Genomic DNA, 26,776 nt, shown 5'->3' on the forward strand with positions numbered 1-26,776 from the left:
AGATTAATCACTTATAGCCAACCTTGCGATAACCGAACTGACATTTGATCATGCGAAATAGGTGTTCAACTCGTGCTCATACATTTGATTGTTTCACTTACGTTGTTTTCCACTTAAGTTGTCATGTTTGGGTTTACGCTTGTCTTTGACTTTCCAGTGCATCGCAAAGGCGCTTGCGCCCCGTTTGTAGCTGTCACTGTTATAGCTCGCATCCCCCAACAACCACTTCATCACTTTCTCGAAGTAGTTCGTGCAGTTGATTGATTTCTGCTTCATCAAGAACCTGTTTTCCTTCAGCGTTCTTGGTGGAAATTAATGCGGCAGTTAGTGTTGCATCAATCAAATTCCTAATAACAGTGACTTTGTATGTTTCTACTTGATATCGAGTGGTTCGATCAGAGATTCCTTATAAAATGTTGTAATTTAAGTGGTAACGTACCAATAAAACTCGGTTTTGATAATCATCCATTTTTTCAACATGGGTTTCTGCAGAAACAAAATGTGCTTTACCTGCTTGATAAGCGAAGGCAACGCCGATAGCGCTTAGAGGATTGTCCGAGTCTATAATTTTCGCTTGCTCAGAAATCAATTGTGCGTTGGTTCCGTTGATCTGGTGATTGGTTTGGTTATATTGCAGACGTAACAATGTCGACAAACGCGAGTTGATCTGCCAGCCAAAATCTAACCAAGAGCCAAAATATTCGCTTTGATAATCCGGTACACCATAAAAGCTGTCAAGCTCCCCTTGCTCTTTTTTGTAGAAAACCTCACTACTTAGCCAGTAATCTCCTCGTTTCCATTTGGCAGAGCCTGTTACTAAATGCACTTCTCCGGCAAAACAAACCCGGTTTTCATCAATCGTTTCACAGGAGGGTAAACTGTGAGTATGACGTTCCGCGCCTATGGTTGAAAGGGCTCGACCCAGCACATCCAAATTGGCATAACCGATTTCATATTGGCTCGCCAATGCCCCTTGCCGCCCTTGCCATCCGAGCTTTGCCGTATAAGTATTTATGGCGGTTTGCGGAATCTCTCCGCCCGGTACAAAACGGTTTGCCCATGCACCTACGCCGAAATACCAAGGTGAATCACTGTCAAAATGCAGATTTATACCGTCACTACGCCAAGAGTCATTGAGCACCGCTCGCATTGCAATCGGCGCAACCCCCATCAACCAAGCGTGTTTTTCTTGCTGGTTTAAAAGTCCAATCGGAACTTGCTGGCGTCCTAATTGAACATCCAAGCGAAAATCTTTTAAGTCGATGCCTTGATACTCAACATAAGCCGCCTCGATTTCCGGTTTTAATCTTAAATCGTGCTTGGCAATGTTAAACACCGCTTTTGCCTGCGGATTAAACACATAACTGGCACCGAGCTCAATATAGGAAAAACGTAAGGTGCGCTCATCTTCACGTTCGCTGCCGGCTTCCAATACACCTGGCAAGCGCGCGATCGGCCAAGGCTTATCTGCGGTCACCCACTGCAAACCGATACCAAAATCAAGATGAAAACCAGTTTTCGAAGGGTGATGATGCTCATGCGTACCATCGGCGAATGCGCTAGTGCCGATACACAGGCTAGCCATCAATGTCAGTGGTAGGGTAGAACTACTCGGCAAAAGGGTTGGAAAAACGTTCATCGCTTAATAATCTCTCGTCAGTTAAGGTGCGTAAAAAAGCGACTAAATCGGCTTTGTCTTGCTCACTTAAATTAATCAAACCAATCAAATCACTCTTGTAAGGGTTCTTGCGACCATCGCCTGCGTACTCACCCTCGGTGATATTTCGGCCTCCGTCGGCATAAAAATCCAAAACCTCTTCCAAGGTAGCAATCGAGCCGTCATGCATATAAGGCGCAGTCACCCCTACATTCCATAAGCTCTGCGCACGAAACAATCCTTTATCGGTTTCTAGCTCGGTAAATGCAAATAACCCCTGATTATCGGGCGGAAAATCACCATGATCGCCGATGTTATAAAGACCAGTGTTATGGAAAAAATTGGGTTCAACTCGAGAGCCGGCAAAAGTTACTTGGTCGTTGAAGTTAAAACTGCCATGACAGTGGAAACACTCTGCTTGCTCGGAATTAAACAACACCCTCCCTCTATCCTCCGAAGGCGACAGTCGAACAATACCCTGCTGATATTGCTCAAACTTAGAATGCCCGGTTAATAACGCCCGTTGAAAAGTCGCGATTGCCTTAATTATCAATTCAAAGTCAATCGCATCTCCGGCCCCGGGAAAGGCGGTGGTAAACATCCGTTGATAGTCTTCGTCTTGACGAAAACGCAACAAAACTTCTTCACGATTAGTATCGTTAATACCCATTTCTACCGTTTTGGTTGCAAACAGTGGCGTTAACATTTGTGCTTCGAGAGTCATTAAATTTGGGTCAACCCAAGTATAGGTACTGTGGTATGCGCTGTTCACCAACGAAGGTGAATTTCGGGTTAAAACATCGCCAGTCGAGCCGATAGAAAAGGCCTTGCCGTCGGTAAAAGCCTTATCTTGGTGATGGCAACTGGCGCAGGAAAAAGTCTGATTACCGGAGAGCCGCTTATCGTAAAACAGGTGACGACCAAGCTGAAACTTAGCCTCACTCATCGGATTATCCTCGGGAACTGCCGGGGTCGGAAAATTCGGCGGCAGCTCCCAACGCCATTCGGCTGTCGCGACATCGGTATCGGTTACCTCGGTACCACCGCCTACACAACCCTGCATGAGCGGAATGCTTAGCGCCAAAAAAGCCATCGGGGAAGCAAAAATCGCTTTAAATGAAAATTTACTCATAAAAATCTGCTTTTGATGAAGTGAAGTCAAGGTGCGTCGTCTCGGTCTGAAAAGGGTTGCTAAAGCGTGCATTCGTGGCAATCGTCGGATCGGTTAAGGTATGTAAAAAGGCCAGCAAATCTTGCTGTTCTGCTGCAGTCAGGTCAATGCGGTTCAATAATGGGTCTTTAAATGGGTTTTCTCGACCATCTCCGGCGAGTTTACCAGCGCTAATTTCCCGTCCACCGGCGGTATAATGGGCAATCACTTCTTCTAAAGTGGCCACCGAACCGTCATGCATATAGGGCGCGGTTAAGGCGATATTACGCAAAGTCGGCACGCGGAATTTACCCATATTGGATTTTTGCGGCATGACTTCAATCAATCCTTGCTGATGCTCGGGATAAGCGCCTTGTCCGTCTAGGTTATATAAACCGGTATTGTGATAACTGCGCTTCACTCGATGGCTGTTGGCATTAAAACTATGGTTGCTAAAGTGAAAACCGCTGTGGCACTGAACGCACTGTGCTTTACCGTAAAACAATTGCTTGCCGCGTTGCTCGGTTGGACTAAACAGCTCCTCGCCGCGCTCGACTCGATCAAACTTGCTGTTAACCGACAACAGACCGCGTTGGAATGCTGCTAAAGCCTTTACCACCGTATCGAAATTAATCGCCTGTGGATAATCAGGAAAAACTGAGGGAAACGCCTGCACATAATAGGCGTCCTCCTGCAAACGAGCCAAGACTTGCGTTTTATTGTTCTCGTTCACCCCCATTTCTACTCCGACATCTTCCACAAATAGGGGCACCATCGCTTGACGCTCTAGGGACGACAGCGCTGGGTTTGCCCAAGTTAAACTGGCGTAATAGGCAACATTCACCAAGCTTTGCGCACTTCGCGCAGTCAGTTCGCCGGTGGAACCGACCGCTTTGGAGCGCCCGTCGCTAAATGCCAAATGTTGAAAATGGCAAGATGCGCAGGCTTGCGTGCCGTTGCCGGAAAGGCGCTTGTCGTAAAAAAGATGCCGACCCAACTGGAATTTGGCTTCTGACATCGGATTATCTGCAGGAACAAACGGTTCAGGAAAACCCATCGGTAAATACGCAGACCAGTCCCAGGTCTCTGCAACAGGCAAGGACGGTTTGGCGGAATCTACAGAATTTGCATCAGAACAACCGCCAAGCATGAAAAACGGAAAAACCGCCCATAAGGCGGCTGAGTTTTTGAAGCTTAAAACTCGTCTAATCATAGGGGCGATCAGACTTATTTAGCGATAACGCTAAATACGGATTGCGCTTGGTCACCCGTTAAGGATTGACCTTTTTCTAGGCTCAAACCAAACTGCTGGAAAATAGCTGGACACTCCGGATCGTTGGTGGCGGACATACAGCCGACTGCACCGCCGCCTTCATAAGTCACATCCGACTTGGCAAACAAAGTGCCTACGTCAAACGCGACTTTCTGTGTTTGCGAGTCAAACTCGGAAAAATTCAAATCCAAACGGTTAGCATTCGTACAGGTCGTCTCATTACCGGCAATGGTCGGATCACCGATGCAACCGGTTGAACCGATATGCACATTCCATTTTGGTGTCGTTGAACCGTCTGGTTTTTCAATTGGATCATTAGGCATAAACTCAACTTTCACAAACTTACGTCCACCTTGCCACGACCAATTCATACCAGAAGCCGTAATGGCGGCGCGGTCTGCATCAAAGGTGCGGTCTGTATGGTTTAATTTTGTCGCCAAATCCGCGCTGCGAATCGGCACACCAACAGTCATTTGCACACCAGTGTATTGTCCTGGGGCAACCATACCGTTGATGTTCATATTGTAGGTCGTTGTACATTCAACCCCACTAGAAGCTGTGTTATAGCCAAAATCCAACAAGGCAACGTTTTGGTACTGGTTGGCATTTGGGGTCAAATAGACTGGAGTCGCGGAACCGTCGGCCTTTGTTAACATCAGGTTACTGACAAAGAATCGTGCATCCACTAACTGACCAGTCGTATCTTGAGAATCACTCGGATCAACTTGGTTGTCGGTATTGATAAGGTTGATCGCTTCTCCACAACGAACCGAAGCACCGTTATGCATCAAATCAAACTGAACATTGACCGCTTGAGTCGCCGCACCGGTACTATTTACAACCGATGCTACGGTCGCCTCTAGCGTGTTAGGCGTTTCAATTCCATAATTTCCGTCCAGCATGGTTTGACTCGCGGCAACGGTTTGTCGTGCCATCGTCACCAACTGCTGCATCACTGCGGCTTTTTGCTCGGCGGCAATTGCGCCCAACGAAGCTAAGTTGGCTTGCATATTACGCACCATTGCCTGAGCCGCACTGTGTGCCGCTTGATACTCAAGCTGAGCATCGCCGGTAGTAGTTTGTGCCATCGCAATGTAGTCTTGGGTTAAATCAACCGTTAAATTCAGTTGCTGCTGGATAGATTGCATTGCCGTCGCCATGTCTTCACCGCTGTTTTGCATCTGCTGTTGCAACATGGTGGTTAGAGGACTGACAAACGCATGTATCCCCGCCGGAGCACTTAGCATATAAGCTTGGCCGACTGCTGACATGGTATCCTCATCAATCGCTGTCTCCGGTACTTCGACCAATATCGGCAAACTGTCTGCATCATCAAGATTCACATCGTCTAAGGTGTAGCGGCCATTTTCACCGGTCACCGCACTGGGTTCATTAACATCGCATACGCTGTTAAGATTCAAATCTAAACAGACCGTCGCGCCTTGTAGATAACCATCAGCGACTTGACCTGAAACACTCGTCGTATTTGTGTTAGATGATGTTTCCGAACTACCTCCACCGCAGGCGGAAAGCAAACCAATGCTCAAAGCACTCAGCGCAAATCTCAATGTATGTTTCATCACTCAACTCCTTTTTGTGTTAAGTCAAGGATTTTATGCCAGACTATAGCGCTTGAACATGTGACAAATTGTCGCGCAAACAGATTTTATGTATACAAAGAATTTATCTATCGTGATAAGTATTGCTTAATGGATTATGATTTAAGGTGTTTCTCACCCACTTTTCATAACATGGGAGAGTCTTATGAAAGTATCTGTTCTCAGCGCCCTAATGTTATGCAGTTTAATTAGGTTGGCAGGCAGCTTTTGCAGCAACCGTGGCCGAATCTATTGAAGTCGAAAATCCGTATGTGCGCATGAGAACGCCCGGCGCACCAGCCACTGCCGCATTTATGACCATTAACAACACCGACGGTAAAGACACCGCTCTACAGCCGGGCGGATTGCACGTGATGCTAATCAACCTAAATGAGCCGATTAAAGAAGGTGAAAAATACCGTGTTGATCTCACTTTTGGTGACGGTTCAACCAAACTGATTGAGCCGATGGGAATGGGGATGAAAAGTGGCAATATGGGCAATGGCCGCAATGTCAACCCAATGCAACTGGTGATGCACGCTAACCCAGCTTTTCCAAACTTAACTAGCATTGCAGTCAAAAACGCCGCCGAACTTAGGCTTAGCGCCGAGCAAGTTAAAAGTCTAAAAGCGTGGGCGGCAAGGTTTCTCCAGTTAAATGTGCTTGTGATGGATAACGATGTTCAAGCTAATTTGAGTCCGATGTTGATTGGAAATGAGCTAATGAAGTCCGAGCAATCGGGCAATTGAACAGGGTATGGAGATTTATGTGCCTAAAACCAAAACGGGCGATTCACTCATACCACACCAAAGTGGATCTGATAGGTTTGGGTCTTGGCGTTCGTTTAGATTGAAATAGAGACCACGGATATCAAGTGGTTGACCATTTTTAGTTGATTCCAAGTCCAGTTCGAAAAATAAGTCGCCGTTAATTTCGGTAACGGTTATGTTCATTTGTGGTGACTTGCCTAAAGGAGGGATGACAAAGGATATAGAGCGGACAAAGGGGAATGATATAACAAATACTCCTTTTAAAGTAGGGTTTTTAGATTCCTCCTCTTATTAAAAGTATGTCAAGCATAAATTTTGGTATAAGTGTAAAAATTACTTATTTAAGTGCATTAAGGTGCTAGCTGATTTATTTATTGGGCTTTCCTGTTTTGAAGGAAGGTTTCTAAATCTTGCAAAGTCAAAGGTTTTGAAAAGTAATACCCTTGGAATATTTCGCAGCCTAATTGCTTGAGCAAGTTAAATTGTTCCTCTGTTTCCACGCCTTCAGCAAGTGGGTTAGCGTCGATTTTTTTAGCAATGTTAATGATAGAAGCAGCTAAGCCTTGGTCTTTTTCATCTTCGTTAATGTGATTGACAAAGCTTTTGTCAATTTTCAATTCACTCAGTGGCAGGTTTCTTAGGAGGCTCAATGAAGAATAACCTGTGCCAAAGTCATCTAACGAAATGGAGACGCCGGTTGATTTTAACTCTTCAAGTAATGGTAGCAACACTTCGATTTCTTCAATAAAAACGGTTTCAGTTACTTCAAGAGTCAAGCGTTTAGGGTTAATCTGGCAGTGAGCTAGGTTGTTTTTAAAGTCAGATAAAAATTCAGGGTCGAGGAGTTGTTTAACAGAAATATTAATCCCTAACTGGAATTCAAAAGAGAGTTTTTGCTGAAGTTTTTCAACTTCTAACAAGGTGTTTTGGAGAATCATTTTTCCAAGTTCTGGCATCATTCCTATGTCTTCAGCAACTTGTATGAACTCATCGGGAGGAACAAAACCAAGTGTTGGATTCATCCACCTTGCAAGTGCTTCTACACCGTGGACTGAACCGTTTGCAAGCATTTGAGGTTGATAGACGAAAAAGATTTCATTGTTAGGTAGTGCCGTTCTGAGCTGTTGTTCCACTGCCATTCTGCGAAGGCTTTTTTGATACAGTTCATCTGAAAAATATTCGAATACGTTTTTTCGGTTTTTTGCAGCGTACATGGCCAAATCTGCTTGTGATAGCCGAGTAGCAAGAGACTGTTGTGAACCTATTGGCACTGAAATACCAATACTAGCTCCTAAAATAAATTCTTTGCCTTCGATAAGGTAGTGCTTAGAGAGTGCGGCAATGATGTTTGCTGCTTTTTCTTTCTCATCGTGTGTTTCATCAACGAATAACAAGAACTCGTCTCCCCCAAAGCGAATTAATCGTTCTTTATTTTCTACAAAATTCGACAATCTTTCGGCAACGATTTGTAAGAGCTTGTCGCCAATCTGGTGACCAAAATTATCATTGATGGCTTTGAAGTTATCCAAGTCGATGAATAAGAGGGTTGATGACATTAAGTTAGAGGATTGTTCATATTCTTTTTCGAGAAAGTTGCGATTCAATAACCCCGTTAGTGAGTCATGGTTTGCTTGGAACATTAAACGTTTTCGGGTGTTTTTTTCTGAGTCAGCGATTATTTTAAATAACCAGAAAATGATTAAATTGGTGACCAATATCATCAAAAAATATTGTAGAACGCTATTAGAAAGTTTTTTATTGAGCGTCGTAGAGGATTCCAAAAGAATGGTCCAAACTTGGTGTTGAGGGTCATAAACAGCGACTGAATCACTGACTTCTTGTAAGAGTTCAGATGGATAACGATAATTGATAGTGACACTTTTATTGTTGTCTCTTATCTCTTTTAAGCTTGTGGAATAGCTGTCTTTTAGAATTTGATTAAAGTCGTTAAGTACTTCATTTTTAAGGGGAGCTGAATATAAACGTGAATAGTCCAATGAATCTTTGCCTGCGGTGTAGATTCGATACTGGTTGATATCATTAATTAGCGCAAATTGTCTATTTTTAGAAAAATTGTTATTGCCCAAGAAACTCCCATTTTCAATTTTTATGCCGGTGGTTATGACTGCAACGACCTTGCCATTTCCATCTCGGAGTGCTTTGCGTAATGGAATGACCCATGATTTAGAAGGGGGGAAATAATATGTTCTTCCTAACTCCATCTTATTGGAGGTTAAAGTTCTTAAAAATGAGTTTCGAGACTCTTCCTGTTCCATGAGGTTTGGGAAGTTAACAGAGGTATCGAAGTTATCACTGGTGGTTATAAAATCTCCATCTGGAGAAAATAACCCAAAACCGAGTAAAGTCGGCTTTCCTTTTAGCATCTGTTTGAGCAGTTTTTGTGTTTGTTCAATATTTTTGTAACGTTGATTTTCTAGCAAACTGTTGCCGAGAATGTCTAGAAGTAGTTCGTTTTGGCTTAAGGTAGATTTAAAGGCGGCGGAGAGCAGTTGGGCGATGGAGGCATTTGAAAGACTTTGCTCTTTATGAAGTGAGTCGTGTTTGCTATAGGTTAGTAGCCCTAGGGCTAATAGACTAATGACTACGATTAAATAATAGGCTGCCCAGAGATTCCGCTTAAAAAACATTGCTTTCTTTTCTAAACCTTTTATGAAAAGTTAGTTCAGACATATACTCGTAACTATCCGTGTCGTTGTCTTGATGTCTGACTAAGCTAATGTACCGAACCTTTTTGGTAAACGGAATACTCTTTTGCAAAAAAGAACTCAGATTTTTTTGATATGACCTCTGAGATAAGAATAAGAGAGGTTTTTGTCTCATCTGAGCAGTGCCTAATGATGAATTGCTAACAATGCTCTTAGTCTTGGAAGTGTTCTTTCTGGACTTGTTGTGCATTGATTGAGTATGTCCGGTGACATGCTTGCATATTTTTTGGCGTGTCGGCATTTTTTGCACATTGAATTCGTGCGTCAATTCGTTCGATTAATTGTTGTTTACCTTTTTCATTCGATCAATTACCGCGGCTTTTCGCTCTTCAAACTTCTGTTGCTTTTGTTCTTTTGTCAGTTTCGGGTCATCTGCAAAATCCCAAGAGGATGCATAAGCTGTAATAGGTGTGCTTAGCATAACTGTAGCTAAAACTGATGCAAAGATTGATGATTTCATAGCAACTTCTCCGTAGTAGGTAGTGATTTGTAGCAATTAGCTGATTCAGCCTAGAGAGGCTTTTGTAGGGGTTATCAATCACTAAGTGTAAAAAGGTTGTTTTCAATCAAGAATTTACAGCTACTCAATTGATATTGCAGAGATGTTTGTCGCATGGTGATTTCTCGTGGATTCTCGGAAGCAGCCTTATTTAGTGTTGGTTTGCGATTATAATACGCAGCTAATGTAAATTGATTGAGACGTTTTCATGAGAGCGAGTGTTATTCGACAACTGGTTTACCCACTTTTTCGATGGTTGTTTCGAAACCCTAAATATTGGGTAGTTGTGCCATTAATTGTCGCGGTTTGGTACGGTTATGACTATTCTCAACGTCCAAGTATGGCTTATATGGGTGTTCCTAAAGTGGAAAAAGCACCGGCCGGTAATGTTGTGAGTCATATTTTGCGCAAAGAGGGGTTTATGCTCGAATATTCGGAGGGGTTAAAAAATCCTCTGTGGGTCACCTATAAAGTGGGGCTTCCGAAATATGATTCTGGAAAGCGTCCAAGCCGTTTTCAATCCGACTGGCGTTCTTGGTCTAGAGTCACACATGATGACTATACGAATTCAGGTTATGACAGAGGGCATATGGCACCCAATTACGTGATTGCCACGCGTTACGGGCGCACAGCCCAAATGGATACGTTTTTAATGACCAACATCACACCGCAAAAAGGCTCGCTCAACCAAAAAGCCTGGCAGCGTTTGGAAGAGGTGATTGCCAATGATTTTTCCCAAAAATTTGGTGAGTTTTGGGTGGTAACGGGGCCTATTTTTGGTGACAAACATGAACGTCTGAATTCAGGTGTCGCTGTACCAGATGCGTTTTTTAAAATTTTGATTAAGCCAAGTTCCAAAGAGCAGCCTGCAAGAGCTTTAGCTTTTATCTTCCAGCAGACAGCCAAACCTCGAACTAGCCTAATGAAATTTGTCACCACAATTGATGAGGTCGAAGCACAGACCGGCATTGATTTCTTCCATGAGTTGGACGATGAGTTTGAGCAGTTACTCGAGTCGAGCAAGACACCGGAAGCGTGGGGTTTGCAAGCGGTTGCTACGCGGCCTTCAAGATATTAAAAGTCACTGAAAGGGGTTTTCATGAAGTTACCTTCAAATAAAGACACCATTTATGCACAAGCTCATGAAGCGGTTGGCGCTTTCCAATTTGATGAATCGGTTGTGGCGGTTTTTCCAGATATGATTTCGCGCTCCGTACCAGGTTATCAAACCATTCTGACTGGCATTGGTGAACTGACGAAATTACACGCAAAGCCTGATACGCGTTTATATGATTTAGGCTGCTCTTTGGGTGCGGCGACTTTGACCATGCTTCGAGCAACCGATGATATCTCTGGGTGTTCGATTTTCGCATTGGATAACTCGCAGGCGATGATCAATCGTGCTCAAGAGTATTTACACGCGTTCCATCACGATACGCCTGTCGAACTCCATTGTGCGGATATATGTGAGTTCGAGATAAAGAATGCTTCGGTGGTAGTAATTAACTTCACTTTGCAATTTATCGACCCTCAAGCTAGAGAAGCTCTGTTAAAAAGAATTTATGAGGGGTTGGTGCCAGGTGGGGTTTTGATTTTGTCTGAGAAAATCCATTTTGATGATGAGGCTTTACAAAAAAGCATTGAGCATATGCATTGGCAGTTTAAGCGTGCCAATGGCTATTCTGAGTTAGAGATCAGCCAAAAGCGTTCGTCCTTAGAAAATGTTCTGATTTCAGATAGTGAACAAGAGCACTTGCAGCGTTTAAAATCTGCAGGTTTTGATTCGGCAGGGATTTGGTTTCAAGCCTATAATTTTGCCTCCTTTCTAGCGATTAAATCTTAATTGAGGTAACGAATGAGCGTCGATCCAGTTTTACAGTCCCATTATGATTCGTTTTGGTCAGCTTTAGATGACGTACGATTTGATGAGTGGAAAACCCAGTTACCTGAAATTCTCAATGAGGCTCTAGACCCTGAGGGAAATGGAAATTTAGAACGTTGGATAAAAGCCTTAAAAGAAATTCAAACATTTTTACCGGCCGGTGAAAAAGACCTGATTGATTTAAATGCTTCAGCGATTACCATCGAATATGCTAAGTCTTTACAAGACATCGAAAAAAATAATTTGATCAACGCCTTAAAAGCGTTGCATCCTTGGCGAAAAGGGCCGTTCAAAATTGATCAAATTGAGATTGATACCGAATGGCACTCTGATTGGAAATGGGATCGTGTTCGTCCGCACTTAAATTCTTTGCAAGGCAGACGCGTTTTGGATATTGGTTGCGGCAGTGGGTACCATCTTTGGCGAATGGCTGGAGAATCGCCTGAATTAGCGGTTGGCGTCGATCCAAGTTTGCTGTTTTACAGTCAGTTTTTGGCGTTAAAGCATTTTATTGGTGAGCAAGTACCGGCTTATTTTTTGCCTTTGACGTTGGAACAGTTACCCGTCTCTCAAAAAGGTGGCGCTTTCGATACAGTCTTTTCAATGGGCGTTTTATACCATCGTCGTTCACCGATTGATCATATTCTCGATTTGAAAGCGCAATTATTACCGGGTGGTCAACTGGTTTTGGAAACACTCGTGGTTCCAGAAAGTTTTGGTCAGTTATTGGTACCGGAAGATCGTTATGCTCAGATGAGAAACGTCTGGTTTTTACCCTCTGTTTCCGAATTGGAGATTTGGCTAGCGCGTTGCGGATTTAAAAATATTCGTTGTGTCGATTTAAATCAGACTTCGATTGAAGAGCAGCGTTCGACTGAGTGGATGGAGTGGAATTCATTGGAAAGCTTTCTGGATCCAGACGACCACAATAAAACCATTGAAGGTTATCCAGCACCACTTCGTGCCGTTATGTTGTGTGACAAGCCGAAGTGATTCCAACTTATTTCAACGAAAGCGGAGCGTTTTCGTTGCAACCCTCACGAATAGATACCGGCCGGTAACTATTATTTTTGACAATTTTCTTCTGATTTTCCAAGTAGCGTAATAGGTCCCATTAAATTAACTAATTGAAATATTTGAAGGTTGTTAATTGAAAGAAATAGTAAATTGAGATAATAAATTCATCTTAAAAACGCTTTGTTTTGAACTTGCTTGTGGGTATTATTGAATAGCTATTCCTATCCGAGCATGGTTCTATAAAGCGTATTTCGATCCGATTGAATATATTGACGCATTTTATTTTATTGATTTTTTTTAGTGCGTTGCTGTTACTCGGTGTTCAGTATTATTTCAATATGCAATCCACCATCAATGCGAGTGAAAAGAACTTTTATGAGCTTTTTGATCGAGTGGACTTCCGTAATGAGAACCTGAATCGCCAAAACCAAACCATTTTAAATTTATTACAACAGCATCCAGATTTGAAAGGTGATTTAAGCACTTCTAAATTACTGCAACTTTTCAGTGAAAGTTTGACGCAGTTTCCAAAAGCCTACGCAATTTATCTAGCAACTTCGGAAAATGAATTTTTTGAAGTGATAAATATGGCGCACAGCGACCGATTGGAGGAACAATTACAGGCACCAACAGGTACTGCTTGGACAGTTATTCAAGTCGATATCAAACGTAAAACAAATAATTACCACTTTCAATATTTCGATGCACAGTTGCGGCTTTTGTCGGAAAAGTTCAGCACCACTGAATACAAAGCCAGTCAGCGGCCTTGGTTTCAAAATGCAATGAAATCTACTGATATCTACCAATCCAAACCTTATCTGTTTTGGCACCTGAAAGCGCCTGGAATCACTTTTTCTAAAAAGGTGAATGACACTCGTGTGATTGCAATCGATTACACAATTGAGCATCTCACAAATTTGTTTAAACACTTAAAGCCGACGAAAGATAGCCAGATTATTTTATTTAACCGCTATGGTGAAAAGTACTTTGAAACGGATGTTTCACCAGATTCGTCGTTACTTAAGTTTGAGGATTTCAAGCTCAGCAAACAAGAAAGTGACTATATAAAAAGCCTGCCTTTATTAAAGGTTTCTAACCAGGCAAATTGGGAGCCGTTTGATTTTGTCCAGAACGGTCATGAAAATGGTTTTTCGATTGCGCTCCTTAAGTCGCTTGCCGAGCGGATTGGGTTGCAAATTCAGTTTGTGAATGATTATCGTTGGGATGAATTTCTAGAAGAGTTTAAGCATGGCAGAATCGATCTTATGCATTCTTTATTGCATTCTGAAGAGCGTGAAAAGATAGGCGTTTTCAGTGATCCTTATTATTCGATTGATAACTTTTTGATGACCCATAAGTCAATTAATAAGATTGAAACGACCGAGCAATTGCTCGCTCTCCGTTTTGCTTTGGGAAGAAGCTGGCAAAGCACTGAATTGTTATTGAATAAATTTCCAAACCTAAATTACCAGCTGTATGACGATCTTCCAGCAATGATGCGAGCCGTTGATGCGGGAGAGGTTGATGCTTGGATTGATAATGCGGAAACCTTTGCCCGAAACCGCCAAAAATACCAGTTGACGAATATTAAGGTCAATCAGGCTCTAGATGCCTTTATCCCTCGTCAGGACCATCTTTATTTTATGGCTCAGCCTAAATATGCTCCGCTCATTGATATTTTGAATCGTGCGATGAATTCGATTGAACCGCGCTCTTTCAAACGACTTGAACAGTCTTGGTATCTGGACGAAAATTTGGAAGCGTTGAAGATTTCGCCCTATGAAAACCTTTTCTTCCAGTTACTGAATAAACTGCCTTCTGATGGTGATGCACATTTTTATAAAACAGAAATTGATGGGCAAGTTTATTTAACCGCAATCAGCGCCATGGATTATGATAAAGAAGCGGCTTATCTGGCAACCTTGGTTCCTCTGTCTTCGCTTTTAGCGCCTTATTACCAAGAGTTTTATCTCTCGCTGCTGGCGATTATTATTTCCTTACTGACGCTTCTCTTGTTAGCGCATTTTTCTAGTGCTTTGATTGTGCGACCAATCAACGAATTGATGAAGCGAAACAAATTAATTGCCAATCGAGCGTTTGACAAGGTGACCCCAGTGGAGACGCATATCAAAGAGCTCGCTGAGTTGTCAGACACTTTGATGACGGTTTCTAAGAGTTTCCAGCAGTATGAAAAAACCCAAGAAACTTTTTTGCAAGGGTTAGTGAAATTGATTGCCGAGGCGATTGATAAGCGTTCCCATCACACCTATTCACATTGTTCTCGAGTACCCAAGTTAGGCATTATGATTTTGGATGCAGCCATTGAACAGAAAGAAGGGTACTTTAAAAGCTTTGGAATGTCTGAAGATGAAAAACAGGCCTTTGAATTGGGTGCTTGGTTACATGATGCCGGTAAAATCACTACACCGGAATCGATCTTGGAAAAAAGTACCAAACTCGACGCTTTCTATAATCGAATCCATGAAATTCGTATGCGTTTTGAAGTTTTATGGCGCGATGCGGAAATTCATTATTATCAACAGATGGCTAAAAGTTCAGATAATCAAGAATTGCAGGAGCAACTTAAGCAACAACTCAATGAAACCCAAAAACGCCTTCAGGATGATTACCAGTTGATTGCTGACTTGAATATTGGAAAAGAGCGAGTGACTGAGGAGAATTTAGCGAAATTAGATATGATTGGTGAGATTAAATGGCACAGCCATTTCGATAAATCATTAGGGTTATCTAAATTTCAGCTTGAGCAACTGCCGAAACAAAATTCGAATATCGAGTCTTTACTTCAAGACTACCCTGAACAGATTATGATTCGTCCTGCAAAAGAACATGTTTATTACAAACAGCAAGATTTTACGATGACTGTTCCGAAACATGAGTTGAATCTGGGTGAAAAATATAACCTGAGTATTGTGCGTGGGACTCTGACCCATGAGGAACGCTTTAAAATGGAAGAACATGTCGTGATGACACTAAAACTATTAGAGCAGGTTCCGCTTCCTCAGCATTATCAGAATATTCCTAAATATGCTGGAACGCATCATGAAAAATTGGATGGCAGTGGTTATCCTCGGCAGTTAACGGCTGAGCAATTCGGTATGCCAGAACGCATTATGGCCTTAGCAGATATTTTTGAAGCATTAACCGCACCTGATCGGCCTTATAAGCGAACGCATAATTTGTCCAGAGCCTTGGATATTCTGTATGAAATGGTTGAAAACAATAAACTGGATAGAGATGTGTTTGAATTATTTTTGCGCTCTGGAGTTTATATGGTCTATGCAAAAGAATTTATCGATCCATCGCAGGTTGACTCGGTCAATATCCATAAGTATTTACGGAACTAGACTCCGACTTGAATTTGACTGGATTCCGGTTTTATTTATCTGAGACGACGCCTTTCTCAGGGAGTCCATAGGGATTATTTTGCTTCGACTGCTTGGCGAAGCATATGTTGAGTTAAGCCGGCTAGACCGGTTAGTTCAAAAATGACTGCTGTGTCTAAAATCAATGTCATTAAATCACTGACTGAGCCAGCCGGTTAGAAAAGTCGCTCCAAATGCTAGCAAGACTCGGTTGGTTTGCGCTACGGCATTTTCAATTGGCAAAAGCGTCATTGTTAGAAGATTTTTTGTTTAAGTGAGGTGTGGGTAAGTTGTGTGTATGATGGTTTTTATCCACAGTATTTAGTGGCAATGCCACAATTATGACGTAAAAAAAGCGCTTGAGAAACTCTCGAAGCGCTTTTTTAAACAAATCGATTTGAGAAGTAATTTAGAACTTCCAAACACCGATAAGACGTGTGTGAGATTGAGTGCGGTCTAGTTTTTGTCCGCCAGCGGTTACAAAATCGTCGTATTCAGAAGTACGCGTTGCATGGGTGATCTTAAGCGTTGTCGATTTTGTCGCTTTCCAAGTTAAGACCACGTCTACTTCGTAAGCGTCGTCCATTGGTGTTAAAACGCCGACACCGGCTTGCTTACCGTTCGTATCAGACTTGCTGTAATTGGCATAGCCTGCTGAAACAATCCAGCTAGGTGTGAACTTATACATACCACCGACTTTGAAAGAGGTGACGTTTTCACGATAGGAATTTCGAGAGAACATCGAGCTTGTATAGGCTGGATCACCACCCCAAGCATTCAGCATCGCCGTATCCCCAGAGCTTTTATTCATTGCTGCATAGGCTTTCCAACCTTTGGTTGCATAAACGGCTTTCAGACCAAAAAGGTTGTAGTCAATTTCATTTGCATAATCCCCAACATCTTTTTGATTTAGGTATTGAGCTAGGATTTTAACCTTGGATTTATTCGCTAGTTTGTAACCTTGAGTGGCTTCTAGATATATAGAGTTGCTGATATTGTCTGCATAGTAATTCCAAGCAGAAATTTTTGTCGCTTTTGAGGGCTGGTAATGTAACTGAATTGTATTGATACCGTTATCGTTATTAGCTCCCCCTGCTGTCATTTCGTCAATATCTAAGAAGGTCGCTTGTTCTGCTGTTCCACCAACAATCATTGGTTTTACAGAAGTCCCCGCTGTATTAGTGCCTTCACCAATTAGGCCAAATTCGGTAACGGTTCTAGCACCTAAAGCCATTTGAGTAATTTGGGAAATTCCCATTTTCCATTGCGGAGACAGGGAGTAATTGAGTCCAGCAACGGTATGAAAACTTGGAAGGGTACTGGTCGCACTGGCGGTTAGTGGCGTTTTATAGTGCATACGCCCTGCAAACGCATCAAAGTTTCCAGCTTTATATTTTAGGAATGCTTCGCCAAGAATGCTCTCCATTGAATCATACTTATTGGCAAACATACCGGCAGCGATTTTATCGCCATCAGCAGTATTTGGCTCATTACTTCCAATCGCTTCACCTACTGAGTAAAAGCCTGCTCCAAATTTGAATCCATTCCAGCTAGGAGTTGTGTATTTCATTTTTAAAAGCGTTGAAGTTCCGTAATTTGGATCAAAGCGATTCTCTTTACCATCAACGACGTGCATCACTTTGACCATAAGATCTAAGTCACCTTTGTTTTCTCCATCAACAGTAATATTTTTTGCCAAGGCATTTTGTGAAATCAGTGCCAGTGCCATGGCACCAATCAGTGGGCGAACAGTTCTCATATAAGAAAATCCTTATTTTTAGTAGTGTTTTTTAGCTTTCAATCAAAGAATACGTGAAATTTCATCGAAACATACACGAAATATTTTTATGGAGATTAAAAATTACTAATAGTTTATGACAAAACTTTCTAATAGATAATTTTTATACCTGATTTATAAAATTTAATGATCTGAGGATTGGATTTCAACAAAATTTAATTGATGAATTAAGAGGTTTGATATTACAAGCCGCTAATGAATTGCGAGAATAAGGGACAAAGAAATAGGAGCGCAAGATGCAGTCTGAATTTTTAGCTTTAAAAAAGCATTTACAAACGGTCATTGTCGGACAAGAAGAGTTGCTTGATCGTCTTTTGATTGCCTTGTTAACGGGTGGTCATGTGTTGCTGGAAGGACCGCCAGGTTTGGCAAAAACGACCGCAGTTAAAGCATTGGCTAACGGTGTGCATTCGACTTTTCAGCGTATCCAGTTTACTCCCGATTTAATGCCGAGCGATGTAGTTGGGAGTGAAGTGCTTGATATGGACTCTCACCAACTACGTTTTTCCGCAGGGCCGATTTTTCATGAAATGATTTTAGCTGATGAAATCAACCGTGCTCCCCCAAAAGTCCAGTCGGCATTGCTGGAAGCAATGGCTGAGCAACAAGTGACAGTTGGAGGCGAAACTCGTCCGTTACCGGAAATGTTCTTTGTTTTGGCGACGCAAAACCCACTTGAGCAGGCTGGAACTTATCCACTTCCTGAAGCCCAAATGGATCGATTCATGTTGCACGTGGTGTTGGGCTATCCAAATGTGACTGAGGAATTAGAAATTTTACGACGAGATAGAGCGCGTCACTTTGGTGAAGACTCTCCTAGCTTTTTAACACAACTGACGCCAGAAAAGGTATTGCAAGCTCGACATAAAATCTCTGAGCAATATGTGTCGCCACCAGTGGAGGGCTATATTGTTGAATTGATTGCTGCAACCCGTCAACTGCAAAGTCTTGATGAAAATCTATCCGGTGTGCTTCAGGTAGGCGCTTCGCCACGCGCGTCAATTGCTTTGTTGCATGCCTCGTGTGCTTATGCATGGTTGCAAGGGCGTGATTTTGTCACTCCAGATGATGTGAAAGCCTTATTACCGGATGTCTTGAGACATCGTCTATTACTGAGTTTTTCAGGAAAATCACAAGGCTGGACAACCGATAAAGTCATTCAAGTAATCCTCAATTCCATCGCGGTTCCGCTTGATGTTGATTCTAAATAAGTCTCTTGTGATTCCCATGTTGCGTTTTTTGAAATTAACCAACTGGCCATGGGTACCGTTTAATTGGTCTGTGGCTCGTGAATCTGACCGGCCGGTGATAAATTCTCAGTACTGGTTGGATCCTTCAGAGCATTCCCAACTTCGCGAAGAGCTTGAAGCCTTGTATGAACCTTGGCATCAAAGTTTAGGGGTTAGCAGTGCTCAACAGCAAGGGAATATCCCATCGCGAGCACTTGGTTCTGGGTTTGAGTATGCAGAAAGCCAAGCTTATCAATCTGGCGATGACATTCGCTTTTTAGATTGGCGCTTAATGGCCAAAAAGCAACAAGCGTTTACAAAATGGTTTGAACCAGAACGACTAGAAAACTGGTGCTTAGTGCTTGATGAAAGTGCTTCTATGCGTTTTGGTACTCGAACTCGTTTAAAAGTTCAGCAAGCTTGCAGAGTGATTGGCAGTTTTGCATTTTTGTCGGAAAAGCGACAATCACAGCTTCGGTTAATGCGTTTTTCTGCTCAAAATAATGAAATTGCCTATTCTCCAGTTTGGACTGGGCGAAATTTATTTGAGCAAGCGATGGCGTTTGTGAGCAATAAAAAGGCGTCATTAGATATAGAAAAGCGTTTGCAAAATACCTCTCAAAGTCACTTATCTGATTCTGTCGAGTCGGAGGTGAATGCATTCAACACCTTGTTGCAGTCAATTCCTCAAGATTTACCGGCCGGTTCAAAGCTTGTTTTTGTCAGTGATTTTCATGCATTGCATAAGCATGCTGCAAAAGTTTTGAACCATTTGAGTTTTTTAGCGCAAACGTTTCAGGTGATGGCGGTTGTGATTGAGGATGTGGCTGAACGGGAGCTTCCTCAAAATACTGGTTTAGAATTGGTGAATTTACAAGGAAAGAATCCTGTGTCATTGGATGCTCAGCAGCAACTCAACTATTCTGTTTGGGCAAATCGTACCTTTGACGAACGTAAATCGTTTATGCAGGGGTGCGGTGTTAAGGTTATTGAATGGCGAACCGATGAGAAAATTGGCGAGCTGTTACAGAGATTGAAGTCATGAATTCATCCGACCCACATACTGAAAGCAGCGTCGAGGCATTGCAGTCAGTTGCGCAGCCAACACAAGCGTTGAAGGATATTATTCCCCCTATGGAACCGGTTTTCGGATTTGATGTGATGTCCGTCATTGGAGTATTGGTTTTTGTTGTCTTGCTGCTTTGGTTAATTCGAGCTGTCGCAAAGCGCTCACAGGGATTGATTTGGATGAATTGGCTTAGAAAACAGAAAAAGCAGTTACAAACTCTAGACATCAATCAACTGGATGAATTTCAAGCATGGCTTTGGCAAACCGCAGCTGAACTCCATAAGTTTCAGCAGGAATTTGAAAAAATGGAGGCTTCTCAGCATTTCATTTCCACTTCGGCACAAAACACGATTAAACAGTGGCAGAACATCGCATTTCAAGACTTTAGACGGTCTGAGAATCGGGTTTCACGTGAAACAATGAATGAATTACTGGATGAATTGCTTAAAGATGCATGGAAAAACGTTTTTAACCGGCCGGTAGAAAAGAGGGTGATTTAAGTTGGAAGCGTGGGTGTTGTCAATGGTTTCAGTGTTTGGCGTAGAGCTTTTTCTTACACCGAGCTGGTTATGGTTATTGTGGTGTTTACCATTTATTTGGCTGCTTTCACGAAACGAGTCTGGAGATGACTGGAACACTTTACGAAAAGGCTCAACGCTTAAGGTGAAACACTCGATGCTAGAGCAGTTTCGGTCGGATGCCCAAAAATTGGATGAACATTCTCCAAAGTCATGGCAGAAAAGAACCTTGTGGTGGGTTAAAAACAGTCTGAGAATGGTGGTTTTGGCACTGTTGATTATCATCTTGGCCGAACCGGTTAATAATGTGAAACTTCATTCAGAGGCGCCGCAAACAACACAGCGTGATTTAGTGTTTGTACTGGAAAGTTCAGCCAGTTTTTTGCTACCGGATTACCAGCAAAATGGACAGTCCGTTTCTCGCATGGAAGCAGTTAAATCGGTGTTGGAGGATTTTATTCGCCAATTATCAGGGAACCGGTTTGGTGTTGTGATTTATGGTGAACATGCCTATAGCTTATTGCCGTTGACGTCAGACGCAAGTGCGGCACAAATTAGTTTACAACGCTTACAACCTTTTTTAGCTGGTCGAACGGATGAAGCAATGGTTGAAGCATTAGGGCTGGCTTTGCAAGCAACACGCTCTTTATCTGTGGATAACGACTTCGAAAATTCAAGTTCTACGAATGTTGACAACAGGCCCCAAAAATCTCCCGCTTATCCTTCTGAGACAAAACGCGTCTTGGTTTTAATCAGTGATGGGTTGTCGGCACAAAGCCCTTATGCAATTGAGGAGGCCATTAATTTGGCGCGTCAGCTTAATACTCCAATCTATACAGTGGGTGTTGGGGCAAAAGATATTTCAGCGGATAAACGACAATTCCAAGGATTGATTTATCAAACCTTGGAGTCGGAAAGTTTGCAAAAAATTGCTGAACAGACCGGTGGTCGATATTTTCATGTCGGTGGCTCAAATGAACTTCAAGAGGTCTTTGCTGAAATTGACCAATTGGAAGGTGTACCTGTCTCTGTGACCAATTTCTCCAAAACATATGACTCATTAAGACCTCAGCTGATAATTAGCTTGTTAGTTCTCCTGTTAAGTTATTTTCTAATAATGGTGTTTTCTGTATTTTTTCGGTTGCGCCAAGAGTCGACTAGGGAGCTCTTTACTTCCAAACCGGAGGCAAGCAAATGAACGGCATTGAATGGCGAGAACCTGCTTGGTTGCTTTTGTTAAGTTTGCCGGTATTGATTTGGTTGTTTCTTAAATGGCGTCAAAATCGTGTTCAGCAAAGTTATGCAGATGCACATCTTTGGCCTTGGGTGAACGGGCAGGCGTTCGAGGTATCGGAGTATGAAGGTGCTTTGAGTGCTTGGCGAAAATGGTTTGTAAAATTTACGCCGCTTAAAGCTTTAGGGTTGGCTTGGCTGGCGGTGGTTATTGCATTAGCAGAGCCGAGAGAGTTGGTATGGGAAGCTCAAACTTCGACCACTCAGGCAGCGGACATTATGGTGGTTTTAGATTTATCGCCTTCTATGGCGGCTGAAGATGTTTACCCAAGTCGTTTCGCTCAAGCAAAGCAGTTTCTTGAGAGTATGGCAGTTAGTAGTAAGCCTTCGGACCGTTTGGGGTTAACGGTTTTTTCAGGTCAGGCACACCTGGTTGCACCTTTAAGCCACGACCGTGCGCTATTTTTACACTATCTTCAATTGCTTGCTCCGGATATGTTGCCAACTCGTGGCAGCGGTGTTGAGTTAGGGATTATGTATGGTTGGCAGTATTTGCAAGAAACCGCACAACAGTCGCCGGCGATGTTAGTGTTATCGGATGGTCGAGCGATGAACTCGGCGATGCCCCCTTTACCCAAAAACGATGAACAAATGCTAAGGCTTTATGATGCTATGTTTAAAGAGTCGGGCTCAGCCATGTCAAACGTGCCACTCGTGATTTTGGGGGTTGGAGGTTCACAACCTAGTGTTTTACCCGATCCGAATGTGTTGCGAGAGCAAGAGACTTCCTTATCTTCGGAAAAGCTGTGGATGCGTAATCAGCAGTTAGTGACTTCTGCATTGGAAAGTGAGTTGTTACAAAGCCTGAGCCAGCAATTGAAAGGGGATTATTTCCCTTTAGATACATCGCAGCTCTTTTTGGATAAGGTCTTGTCAAAATTTGAGCCAGATGCAGTTGAAAAAAAGTCAATGCAGCAAGAGTGGGTGTCATATTCAGATGTGTTTTTAAAAGTGGGTTTGCTCAGCCTGATTTGGGCGTTTTATTCTAGTTCGATTTTAGGGTGGGTTAAACAGGCTAGGAGTCTAGGTAAGAGACGAGGTCAACTGCGATGAATTTCACTCTTTGGAGAAGCTTTTCGTTTTCTTTAACTGGTCAATCCGTTGTTATTTTTATGCTGTTTTACGTGCTGTTGTTAATGAGTCGGCCGCTTTTGGCAAGTTCTGACGATTTGCAACAAGGATTTCAGTTTTATGAGAATAAGCAATATGAAAATGCATTGGAAGCTTATCAGACTGTGGCAGAAAGCACACCAGAAGCAGAGCAATATGAGATGGCTTTGATGGGGGTTGGAAGTTCTGCGTATCGACTGAAGGAATCGGGGCTAGCAATTGAATCGTTTAAACAGGTTGCAAAGGTGGCTGCCACAGATCAAATAAGGGCTCAAGCATTGTTTAATTTGGGCAATGCTTATATGCAGGCGCAAATTGCAAACTATGCGGTTGAAGCCTATCAGCAAGCTTTGATTTATCAGCCTGAATTTCCAGATGCAAAATACAATTTGGCAATTGCCATGCAACAAAAGCTAGCACAGCAACCACAGCAACGGGGTCAAAGTGGTCGTGGTGAGCAAGGTCAAACAGGTCAAGGGCAAGGGGCTGGTGAACGAGAAGGAAAGTTGGATCTTGGCCAAAATTTTATTGGAGGCGCAGGTCAAAAACAAGACGAGGGTGGAAGTCCTGATGAACAAGTTCAATTGCCGGAAAGCCAAAATCGTACGCAGTTTAATTTGCACTCGAAAACCAGTGAACTTCAAGTGAATTCTGCTGAGCAGGCCACAGAGGGAGTGCATCAACAAACGGTGAACAAATTGAAAGCAGAAAAGTTTTTGATGGAATTAGAAACAAAAGATTTCAATCAACAGCTGTTGCTAAAACGATTAATGGAGCGAGAGGAAGGCTTTTTTGCTGATCAAAAAACAGCTCATGAAATACCAGGAGTTGACCCATGGTAGAGTTTTGTTTGAAGACTTTTCGTAATGTCGGCTTTCTATTTGGATTAATTTTAATCAGCCTGAATGTGAAGGCGGCAGATTCAATTGAGCTAAAAGGTTCAGAGTTGGGGCAAGAGTTGGTTTTGGGTGAGGCTCTAACATTGACTGTACGCGGTGAAGACGCGGTTAAAATCTTCGAGACCTACGAATTCGGTGAGCTGAAAAAGAATTTTGTCATCGACACAGTAGACCGTCGCTCCAATCGTTTGCGAATAAAGTTTTATCCTTATCAAGAAGGTGAATATGTTTTCCCAAATATTCGCTTAAATGATGTGAATTTAAAGGAACGGTTGATAAAAGTTGTTAAAAATCCCGATATTAATATTAAATGGCACGAACTTCCTCAGACATTGTTTTTTCAGAAATCTATTGTGCAAACCGCTGAATTGAAACTCCCATCTGATGAATGGCGTTTGATTCCAGAAGCGCATTTAATGAATCAGTCGATGCGTGAAAAATGGCGTTTGGATGTCCTTGATCCTGTGCAGCCACGGGAAAATCAATATCAGTTGACCACCGTTTTTAATTACCGCGGGTTTGTTGAACCTTTGAGTCGGCGCCAAGAGAAAATCCCTAGTACTCATATAAAAGTTCGTCGACCGAATGGTCGTTATTGGCATTTTTTCTCACCAATTAAATCCATCAATTTACATCCTCTCCCCAGTTTTTTACCGGCCGATGCCTTGGTAGCAGATTTGCAGTGGCAAAGTTCGAAACCAACCATTAGTGTTTATCAGGATGTCAATTATTGGTACTGGAATATGCAAGCAGAGAACGTCTCCCCCTCGCATTTAAAAAACTTGGCTCAGGAGGTGGTTCGTCAGTTATCAGAAGTAAAGTCGGTCATTTGGCTATCTCCAGAGATGGCAATTCAGCAAAGTCTAAAGGAAAAAGAGGGAGGCATGGTTGTTCTACAATCTTTGCAACTCACGATTCCATTTCGTCCACAACAGTGGTTTTGGAAGCAACCTGATATTCATTTGCGGTTTGTAAACCCCGATACGCAGAAATGGCAGGTTGAATCTTTACCGGCCGGTTGGAATATCAGTCTACCTAAGAGTGTATTTTGGGCTCTATGGGTTATTGGCTTTGTGTTGCTTATTTGGGTTTTAAAGCAATTTCTTAAAGTGAGTCGGGCTTTTTGGCACTGGCAAAAAATGCGCAGTGATTGTCAAAATGCACAATCGGTTAAACAACTTCTTGAAAGCTTGTTTGTTTGGCAATTAGCTAGACATCCACACGGTAAATACCAAGCAATATCGAGTTATAGCTGTGGGTACTGGTTGGAGGTTTATAAGGTCGATGCGAGCTCAAACGAGGCGTTTGAAAAGGCTCAAGAATTGATTGTATTCGCTCAACAAAGCTTGTATGCAAAATTGAACAAAGATGATGTTGATTGTTTGGAGCTTCTTAAAAACCAATGTGAGCAGTGGCAACAAACGGAATCTGCTTGGTGTCTGGTATGGCGAGCTTTACATACACGCTCTGTTGATTAGATACCGCTTGTCGCCTGTTAGAACAAAGGCTTTATTCGTCTTTGTCGGGAAATTGTTCTGCAAAGGGTTTGATTAACTTTTGGTATTTCTGCCATGCAGTCCATCCGGCATAAAGCCCTGTTGCAATAACAATCGCTGCGCCTGCATAGGCAAGTCCCAGTGAGAAAGTATTGGTGTAGATCAGGCTTGGGATAATCATTAAAATACCGATAAATGCACCGAGATAAAATGTCTTAAGAGCTGTTTTTCGAATGCTTTTCCAAAGTAGTTCTTTATGTTCGACTGAACCGAGTTCCATGCTATTTTCCTAACAAAACAAATTTTTTACAGTTTAACCGGCCGGTTGAGATTACGCACAAAATAATTTTTAAATTGCTCTTTAGATAGCTGTTTGGTACTTAGTCGATTCTGAATAACTGGCTTTGCCATAAATTAAACGAGTTATTCAGAATCGACTACTTAGCCTAGCTTTAGTTTAAGGAAGTCAATGAGTGTGGTAATACGTTTAGGGGTGAATTTGCGAGATAGACGAATGGCATAAAGTCCAGATGTTTGTAGTGAATGTGCTTCTAAAATGGGTTTAAGCGTTTGTTTCTGTATCGACTTTTCGGCAATAAAACGCGGCAGAGCGACTAAACCTAAGCCATTGATTGCTGCTTCACGTAGTGCTTCGCCGTTGTTTGCGCTTAGTCGGCCTTTTAATTGTACGTTAGAGTCCTTCAGGCCCCATTCATAAGAGCGGCTCACCAAGCTGTAATGTAAACATTCATGTTGTAATAAGTCGTCTGGGTGAATGGGTTCGCCATGTTTTTCCAGATAGCTCGGTGACGCGTAATAGCCAAATTCTAAGTTACAAATTTTTGTCGCAATCAACGATGAATCGGCTAATTCTCCGATTCTTAGTGCCAAATCTACTCCGCTAGAGAGTAAGTCTGTTTGATGATCTTCCAATTGTAAATCAATATGCAACGCTGGGTGTTGATGCATAAACTCCGTTAAAAGTGGCGAGAGCACTTCAACACCAAAGCTCATTGGCGCAGCGATTTTTAATTCTCCAGAAAGTTCATTTTGATTATTTTGCAGCTGCTCATCAGCCTCTTGCAGGGCTTCTAAGACGTTTTGCACATCCCCATAATATTGTTTGCCAGCTTCAGTGAGCCGCACTTTCCGAGTAGTTCGGTGAAAAAGGCGAACATCGAGTGCGTCTTCTAGATTTGAAACCTTTCGGCTGACCGAAGCTGCACTGGTGTTCAGTCGTTCTGCCGCTTGGTGAAAGCTATTGGTTTGAGAAACCGCAATAAAAGCGTGTAAGTCAGCTAAAGAATATTTCATTTTCTGCAACAGTTAATCATTTAAAACAATATTTGTTATTAAATATTAAACAATAGTAGTGATGCCATCAACTGACTTTAGACCACGAATTATTT

The 26,776-nt window shown here is 42.4% G+C and carries 23 protein-coding genes; 12 read left to right on the plus strand and 11 right to left on the minus strand.

The window, feature by feature from the left end:
- Positions 1 to 93: 93 nt before the first annotated feature.
- The 5 genes from D9T12_RS00705 to D9T12_RS00725 all read right to left on the minus strand — a co-directional run bounded on the left by D9T12_RS00705 (position 94) and on the right by D9T12_RS00725 (position 5,660).
- Positions 94 to 276 carry a hypothetical protein gene (locus D9T12_RS00705; protein WP_130536370.1) on the minus strand — a complete coding sequence of 61 codons (183 nt, stop codon included), beginning with the start codon at positions 274 to 276 and terminating at the stop codon, positions 94 to 96.
- Positions 277 to 406: 130 nt separating this feature from the next.
- Positions 407 to 1,639 (minus strand): hypothetical protein, encoded by a 1,233-nt coding sequence (locus D9T12_RS00710; RefSeq protein WP_130536371.1) that lies wholly within the window; start codon positions 1,637 to 1,639, stop codon positions 407 to 409.
- Positions 1,608 to 2,789, minus strand: coding sequence for a methanobactin export MATE transporter MbnM (locus D9T12_RS00715; protein ID WP_130536372.1), 1,182 nt, complete (start codon positions 2,787 to 2,789; stop codon positions 1,608 to 1,610). Before D9T12_RS00715 ends, D9T12_RS00710 begins: the two co-directional genes overlap by 32 nt.
- On the minus strand, positions 2,782 to 4,020 hold the full coding sequence (locus D9T12_RS00720) for a methanobactin export MATE transporter MbnM (RefSeq protein WP_130536373.1): 1,239 nt from the start codon (positions 4,018 to 4,020) through the stop codon (positions 2,782 to 2,784). Before D9T12_RS00720 ends, D9T12_RS00715 begins: the two co-directional genes overlap by 8 nt.
- Positions 4,021 to 4,034: 14 nt before the next feature.
- The gene (locus D9T12_RS00725; protein WP_130536374.1) at positions 4,035 to 5,660 is read right to left on the minus strand and encodes an MbnP family copper-binding protein; all 1,626 of its coding nucleotides are present in this window, start codon (positions 5,658 to 5,660) and stop codon (positions 4,035 to 4,037) included.
- 257 nt (positions 5,661 to 5,917) lie between these two features.
- Here D9T12_RS00725 and D9T12_RS00730 point away from each other — a divergent pair, with 257 nt between their 5' ends.
- Positions 5,918 to 6,427, plus strand: a complete 510-nt coding sequence (locus D9T12_RS00730; RefSeq protein WP_206199113.1) for a copper chaperone PCu(A)C — start codon at positions 5,918 to 5,920, stop codon at positions 6,425 to 6,427.
- A gap of 15 nt (positions 6,428 to 6,442) precedes the next feature.
- Here the strand turns inward: D9T12_RS00730 and D9T12_RS00735 are convergent, their stop codons facing one another.
- From D9T12_RS00735 to D9T12_RS00745, 3 genes are all read right to left on the minus strand, one after another.
- Positions 6,443 to 6,631, minus strand: a complete 189-nt coding sequence (locus tag D9T12_RS00735) for a hypothetical protein (RefSeq protein WP_130536375.1) — start codon at positions 6,629 to 6,631, stop codon at positions 6,443 to 6,445.
- Positions 6,632 to 6,819: 188 nt separating this feature from the next.
- Positions 6,820 to 9,096, minus strand: coding sequence for a bifunctional diguanylate cyclase/phosphodiesterase (locus tag D9T12_RS00740; RefSeq protein ID WP_130536376.1), 2,277 nt, complete (start codon positions 9,094 to 9,096; stop codon positions 6,820 to 6,822).
- 355 nt (positions 9,097 to 9,451) lie between these two features.
- The gene (locus D9T12_RS00745; protein ID WP_130536377.1) at positions 9,452 to 9,634 is read right to left on the minus strand and encodes a hypothetical protein; all 183 of its coding nucleotides are present in this window, start codon (positions 9,632 to 9,634) and stop codon (positions 9,452 to 9,454) included.
- 247 nt (positions 9,635 to 9,881) lie between these two features.
- Here D9T12_RS00745 and D9T12_RS00750 point away from each other — a divergent pair, with 247 nt between their 5' ends.
- From D9T12_RS00750 to D9T12_RS00765, 4 genes are all read left to right on the plus strand, one after another.
- The gene (locus D9T12_RS00750; RefSeq protein ID WP_130536378.1) at positions 9,882 to 10,751 is read left to right on the plus strand and encodes a DNA/RNA non-specific endonuclease; all 870 of its coding nucleotides are present in this window, start codon (positions 9,882 to 9,884) and stop codon (positions 10,749 to 10,751) included.
- A gap of 21 nt (positions 10,752 to 10,772) precedes the next feature.
- Positions 10,773 to 11,516 carry a carboxy-S-adenosyl-L-methionine synthase CmoA gene (cmoA, locus tag D9T12_RS00755; RefSeq protein WP_130536379.1) on the plus strand — a complete coding sequence of 248 codons (744 nt, stop codon included), beginning with the start codon at positions 10,773 to 10,775 and terminating at the stop codon, positions 11,514 to 11,516.
- Positions 11,517 to 11,528: 12 nt separating this feature from the next.
- Complete coding sequence (gene cmoB, locus D9T12_RS00760) at positions 11,529 to 12,548, plus strand: tRNA 5-methoxyuridine(34)/uridine 5-oxyacetic acid(34) synthase CmoB (protein WP_130536380.1); 1,020 nt, start codon at positions 11,529 to 11,531, stop codon at positions 12,546 to 12,548.
- A gap of 362 nt (positions 12,549 to 12,910) precedes the next feature.
- Positions 12,911 to 15,937 carry an HD domain-containing phosphohydrolase gene (locus D9T12_RS00765; protein WP_130536381.1) on the plus strand — a complete coding sequence of 1,009 codons (3,027 nt, stop codon included), beginning with the start codon at positions 12,911 to 12,913 and terminating at the stop codon, positions 15,935 to 15,937.
- A 427-nt stretch (positions 15,938 to 16,364) separates the two neighbouring features.
- Here the strand turns inward: D9T12_RS00765 and D9T12_RS00770 are convergent, their stop codons facing one another.
- On the minus strand, positions 16,365 to 17,714 hold the full coding sequence (locus tag D9T12_RS00770; RefSeq protein WP_130536382.1) for an OprD family outer membrane porin: 1,350 nt from the start codon (positions 17,712 to 17,714) through the stop codon (positions 16,365 to 16,367).
- A 275-nt stretch (positions 17,715 to 17,989) separates the two neighbouring features.
- On the opposite strand from D9T12_RS00770, the gene D9T12_RS00775 reads away from it, so the two are divergent.
- The 7 genes from D9T12_RS00775 (at position 17,990) to D9T12_RS00805 (ending at position 25,349) form a co-directional block, all read left to right on the plus strand.
- Complete coding sequence (locus D9T12_RS00775) at positions 17,990 to 18,964, plus strand: AAA family ATPase (RefSeq protein ID WP_130536383.1); 975 nt, start codon at positions 17,990 to 17,992, stop codon at positions 18,962 to 18,964.
- A complete protein-coding gene (locus D9T12_RS00780; protein ID WP_130536384.1) occupies positions 18,948 to 20,027 on the plus strand; it encodes a DUF58 domain-containing protein in 1,080 nt (359 codons plus the stop codon). The genes D9T12_RS00775 and D9T12_RS00780 overlap by 17 nt, the downstream gene beginning before the upstream one ends.
- Positions 20,024 to 20,551 carry a hypothetical protein gene (locus D9T12_RS00785; protein WP_130536385.1) on the plus strand — a complete coding sequence of 176 codons (528 nt, stop codon included), beginning with the start codon at positions 20,024 to 20,026 and terminating at the stop codon, positions 20,549 to 20,551. Before D9T12_RS00780 ends, D9T12_RS00785 begins: the two co-directional genes overlap by 4 nt.
- Before the next feature lie 22 nt (positions 20,552 to 20,573).
- Positions 20,574 to 21,767: a vWA domain-containing protein gene (locus tag D9T12_RS00790; RefSeq protein WP_130536386.1), complete on the plus strand. Its 1,194-nt coding sequence runs from the start codon at positions 20,574 to 20,576 to the stop codon at positions 21,765 to 21,767.
- On the plus strand, positions 21,764 to 22,915 hold the full coding sequence (locus tag D9T12_RS00795; protein ID WP_130536387.1) for a VWA domain-containing protein: 1,152 nt from the start codon (positions 21,764 to 21,766) through the stop codon (positions 22,913 to 22,915). Before D9T12_RS00790 ends, D9T12_RS00795 begins: the two co-directional genes overlap by 4 nt.
- Positions 22,916 to 22,998: 83 nt before the next feature.
- The gene (locus tag D9T12_RS00800; RefSeq protein WP_165395016.1) at positions 22,999 to 23,814 is read left to right on the plus strand and encodes a tetratricopeptide repeat protein; all 816 of its coding nucleotides are present in this window, start codon (positions 22,999 to 23,001) and stop codon (positions 23,812 to 23,814) included.
- Entirely contained in the window at positions 23,808 to 25,349 is a 1,542-nt protein-coding gene (locus tag D9T12_RS00805; protein WP_130536389.1) for a hypothetical protein, read from the plus strand. The genes D9T12_RS00800 and D9T12_RS00805 overlap by 7 nt, the downstream gene beginning before the upstream one ends.
- Positions 25,350 to 25,380: 31 nt before the next feature.
- Here D9T12_RS00805 and D9T12_RS00810 read toward each other — a convergent pair whose 3' ends face one another.
- Both D9T12_RS00810 and D9T12_RS00815 read right to left on the minus strand, forming a co-directional pair.
- Positions 25,381 to 25,647 carry a hypothetical protein gene (locus D9T12_RS00810; protein ID WP_130536390.1) on the minus strand — a complete coding sequence of 89 codons (267 nt, stop codon included), beginning with the start codon at positions 25,645 to 25,647 and terminating at the stop codon, positions 25,381 to 25,383.
- A 161-nt stretch (positions 25,648 to 25,808) separates the two neighbouring features.
- The gene (locus D9T12_RS00815; protein WP_130536391.1) at positions 25,809 to 26,681 is read right to left on the minus strand and encodes a LysR family transcriptional regulator; all 873 of its coding nucleotides are present in this window, start codon (positions 26,679 to 26,681) and stop codon (positions 25,809 to 25,811) included.
- Positions 26,682 to 26,776 lie beyond the last annotated feature (95 nt).

It is taken from the genome of Thiomicrorhabdus indica, from assembly GCF_004293625.1.
In the GTDB taxonomy this organism is placed as follows: domain Bacteria; phylum Pseudomonadota; class Gammaproteobacteria; order Thiomicrospirales; family Thiomicrospiraceae; genus Thiomicrorhabdus; species Thiomicrorhabdus indica.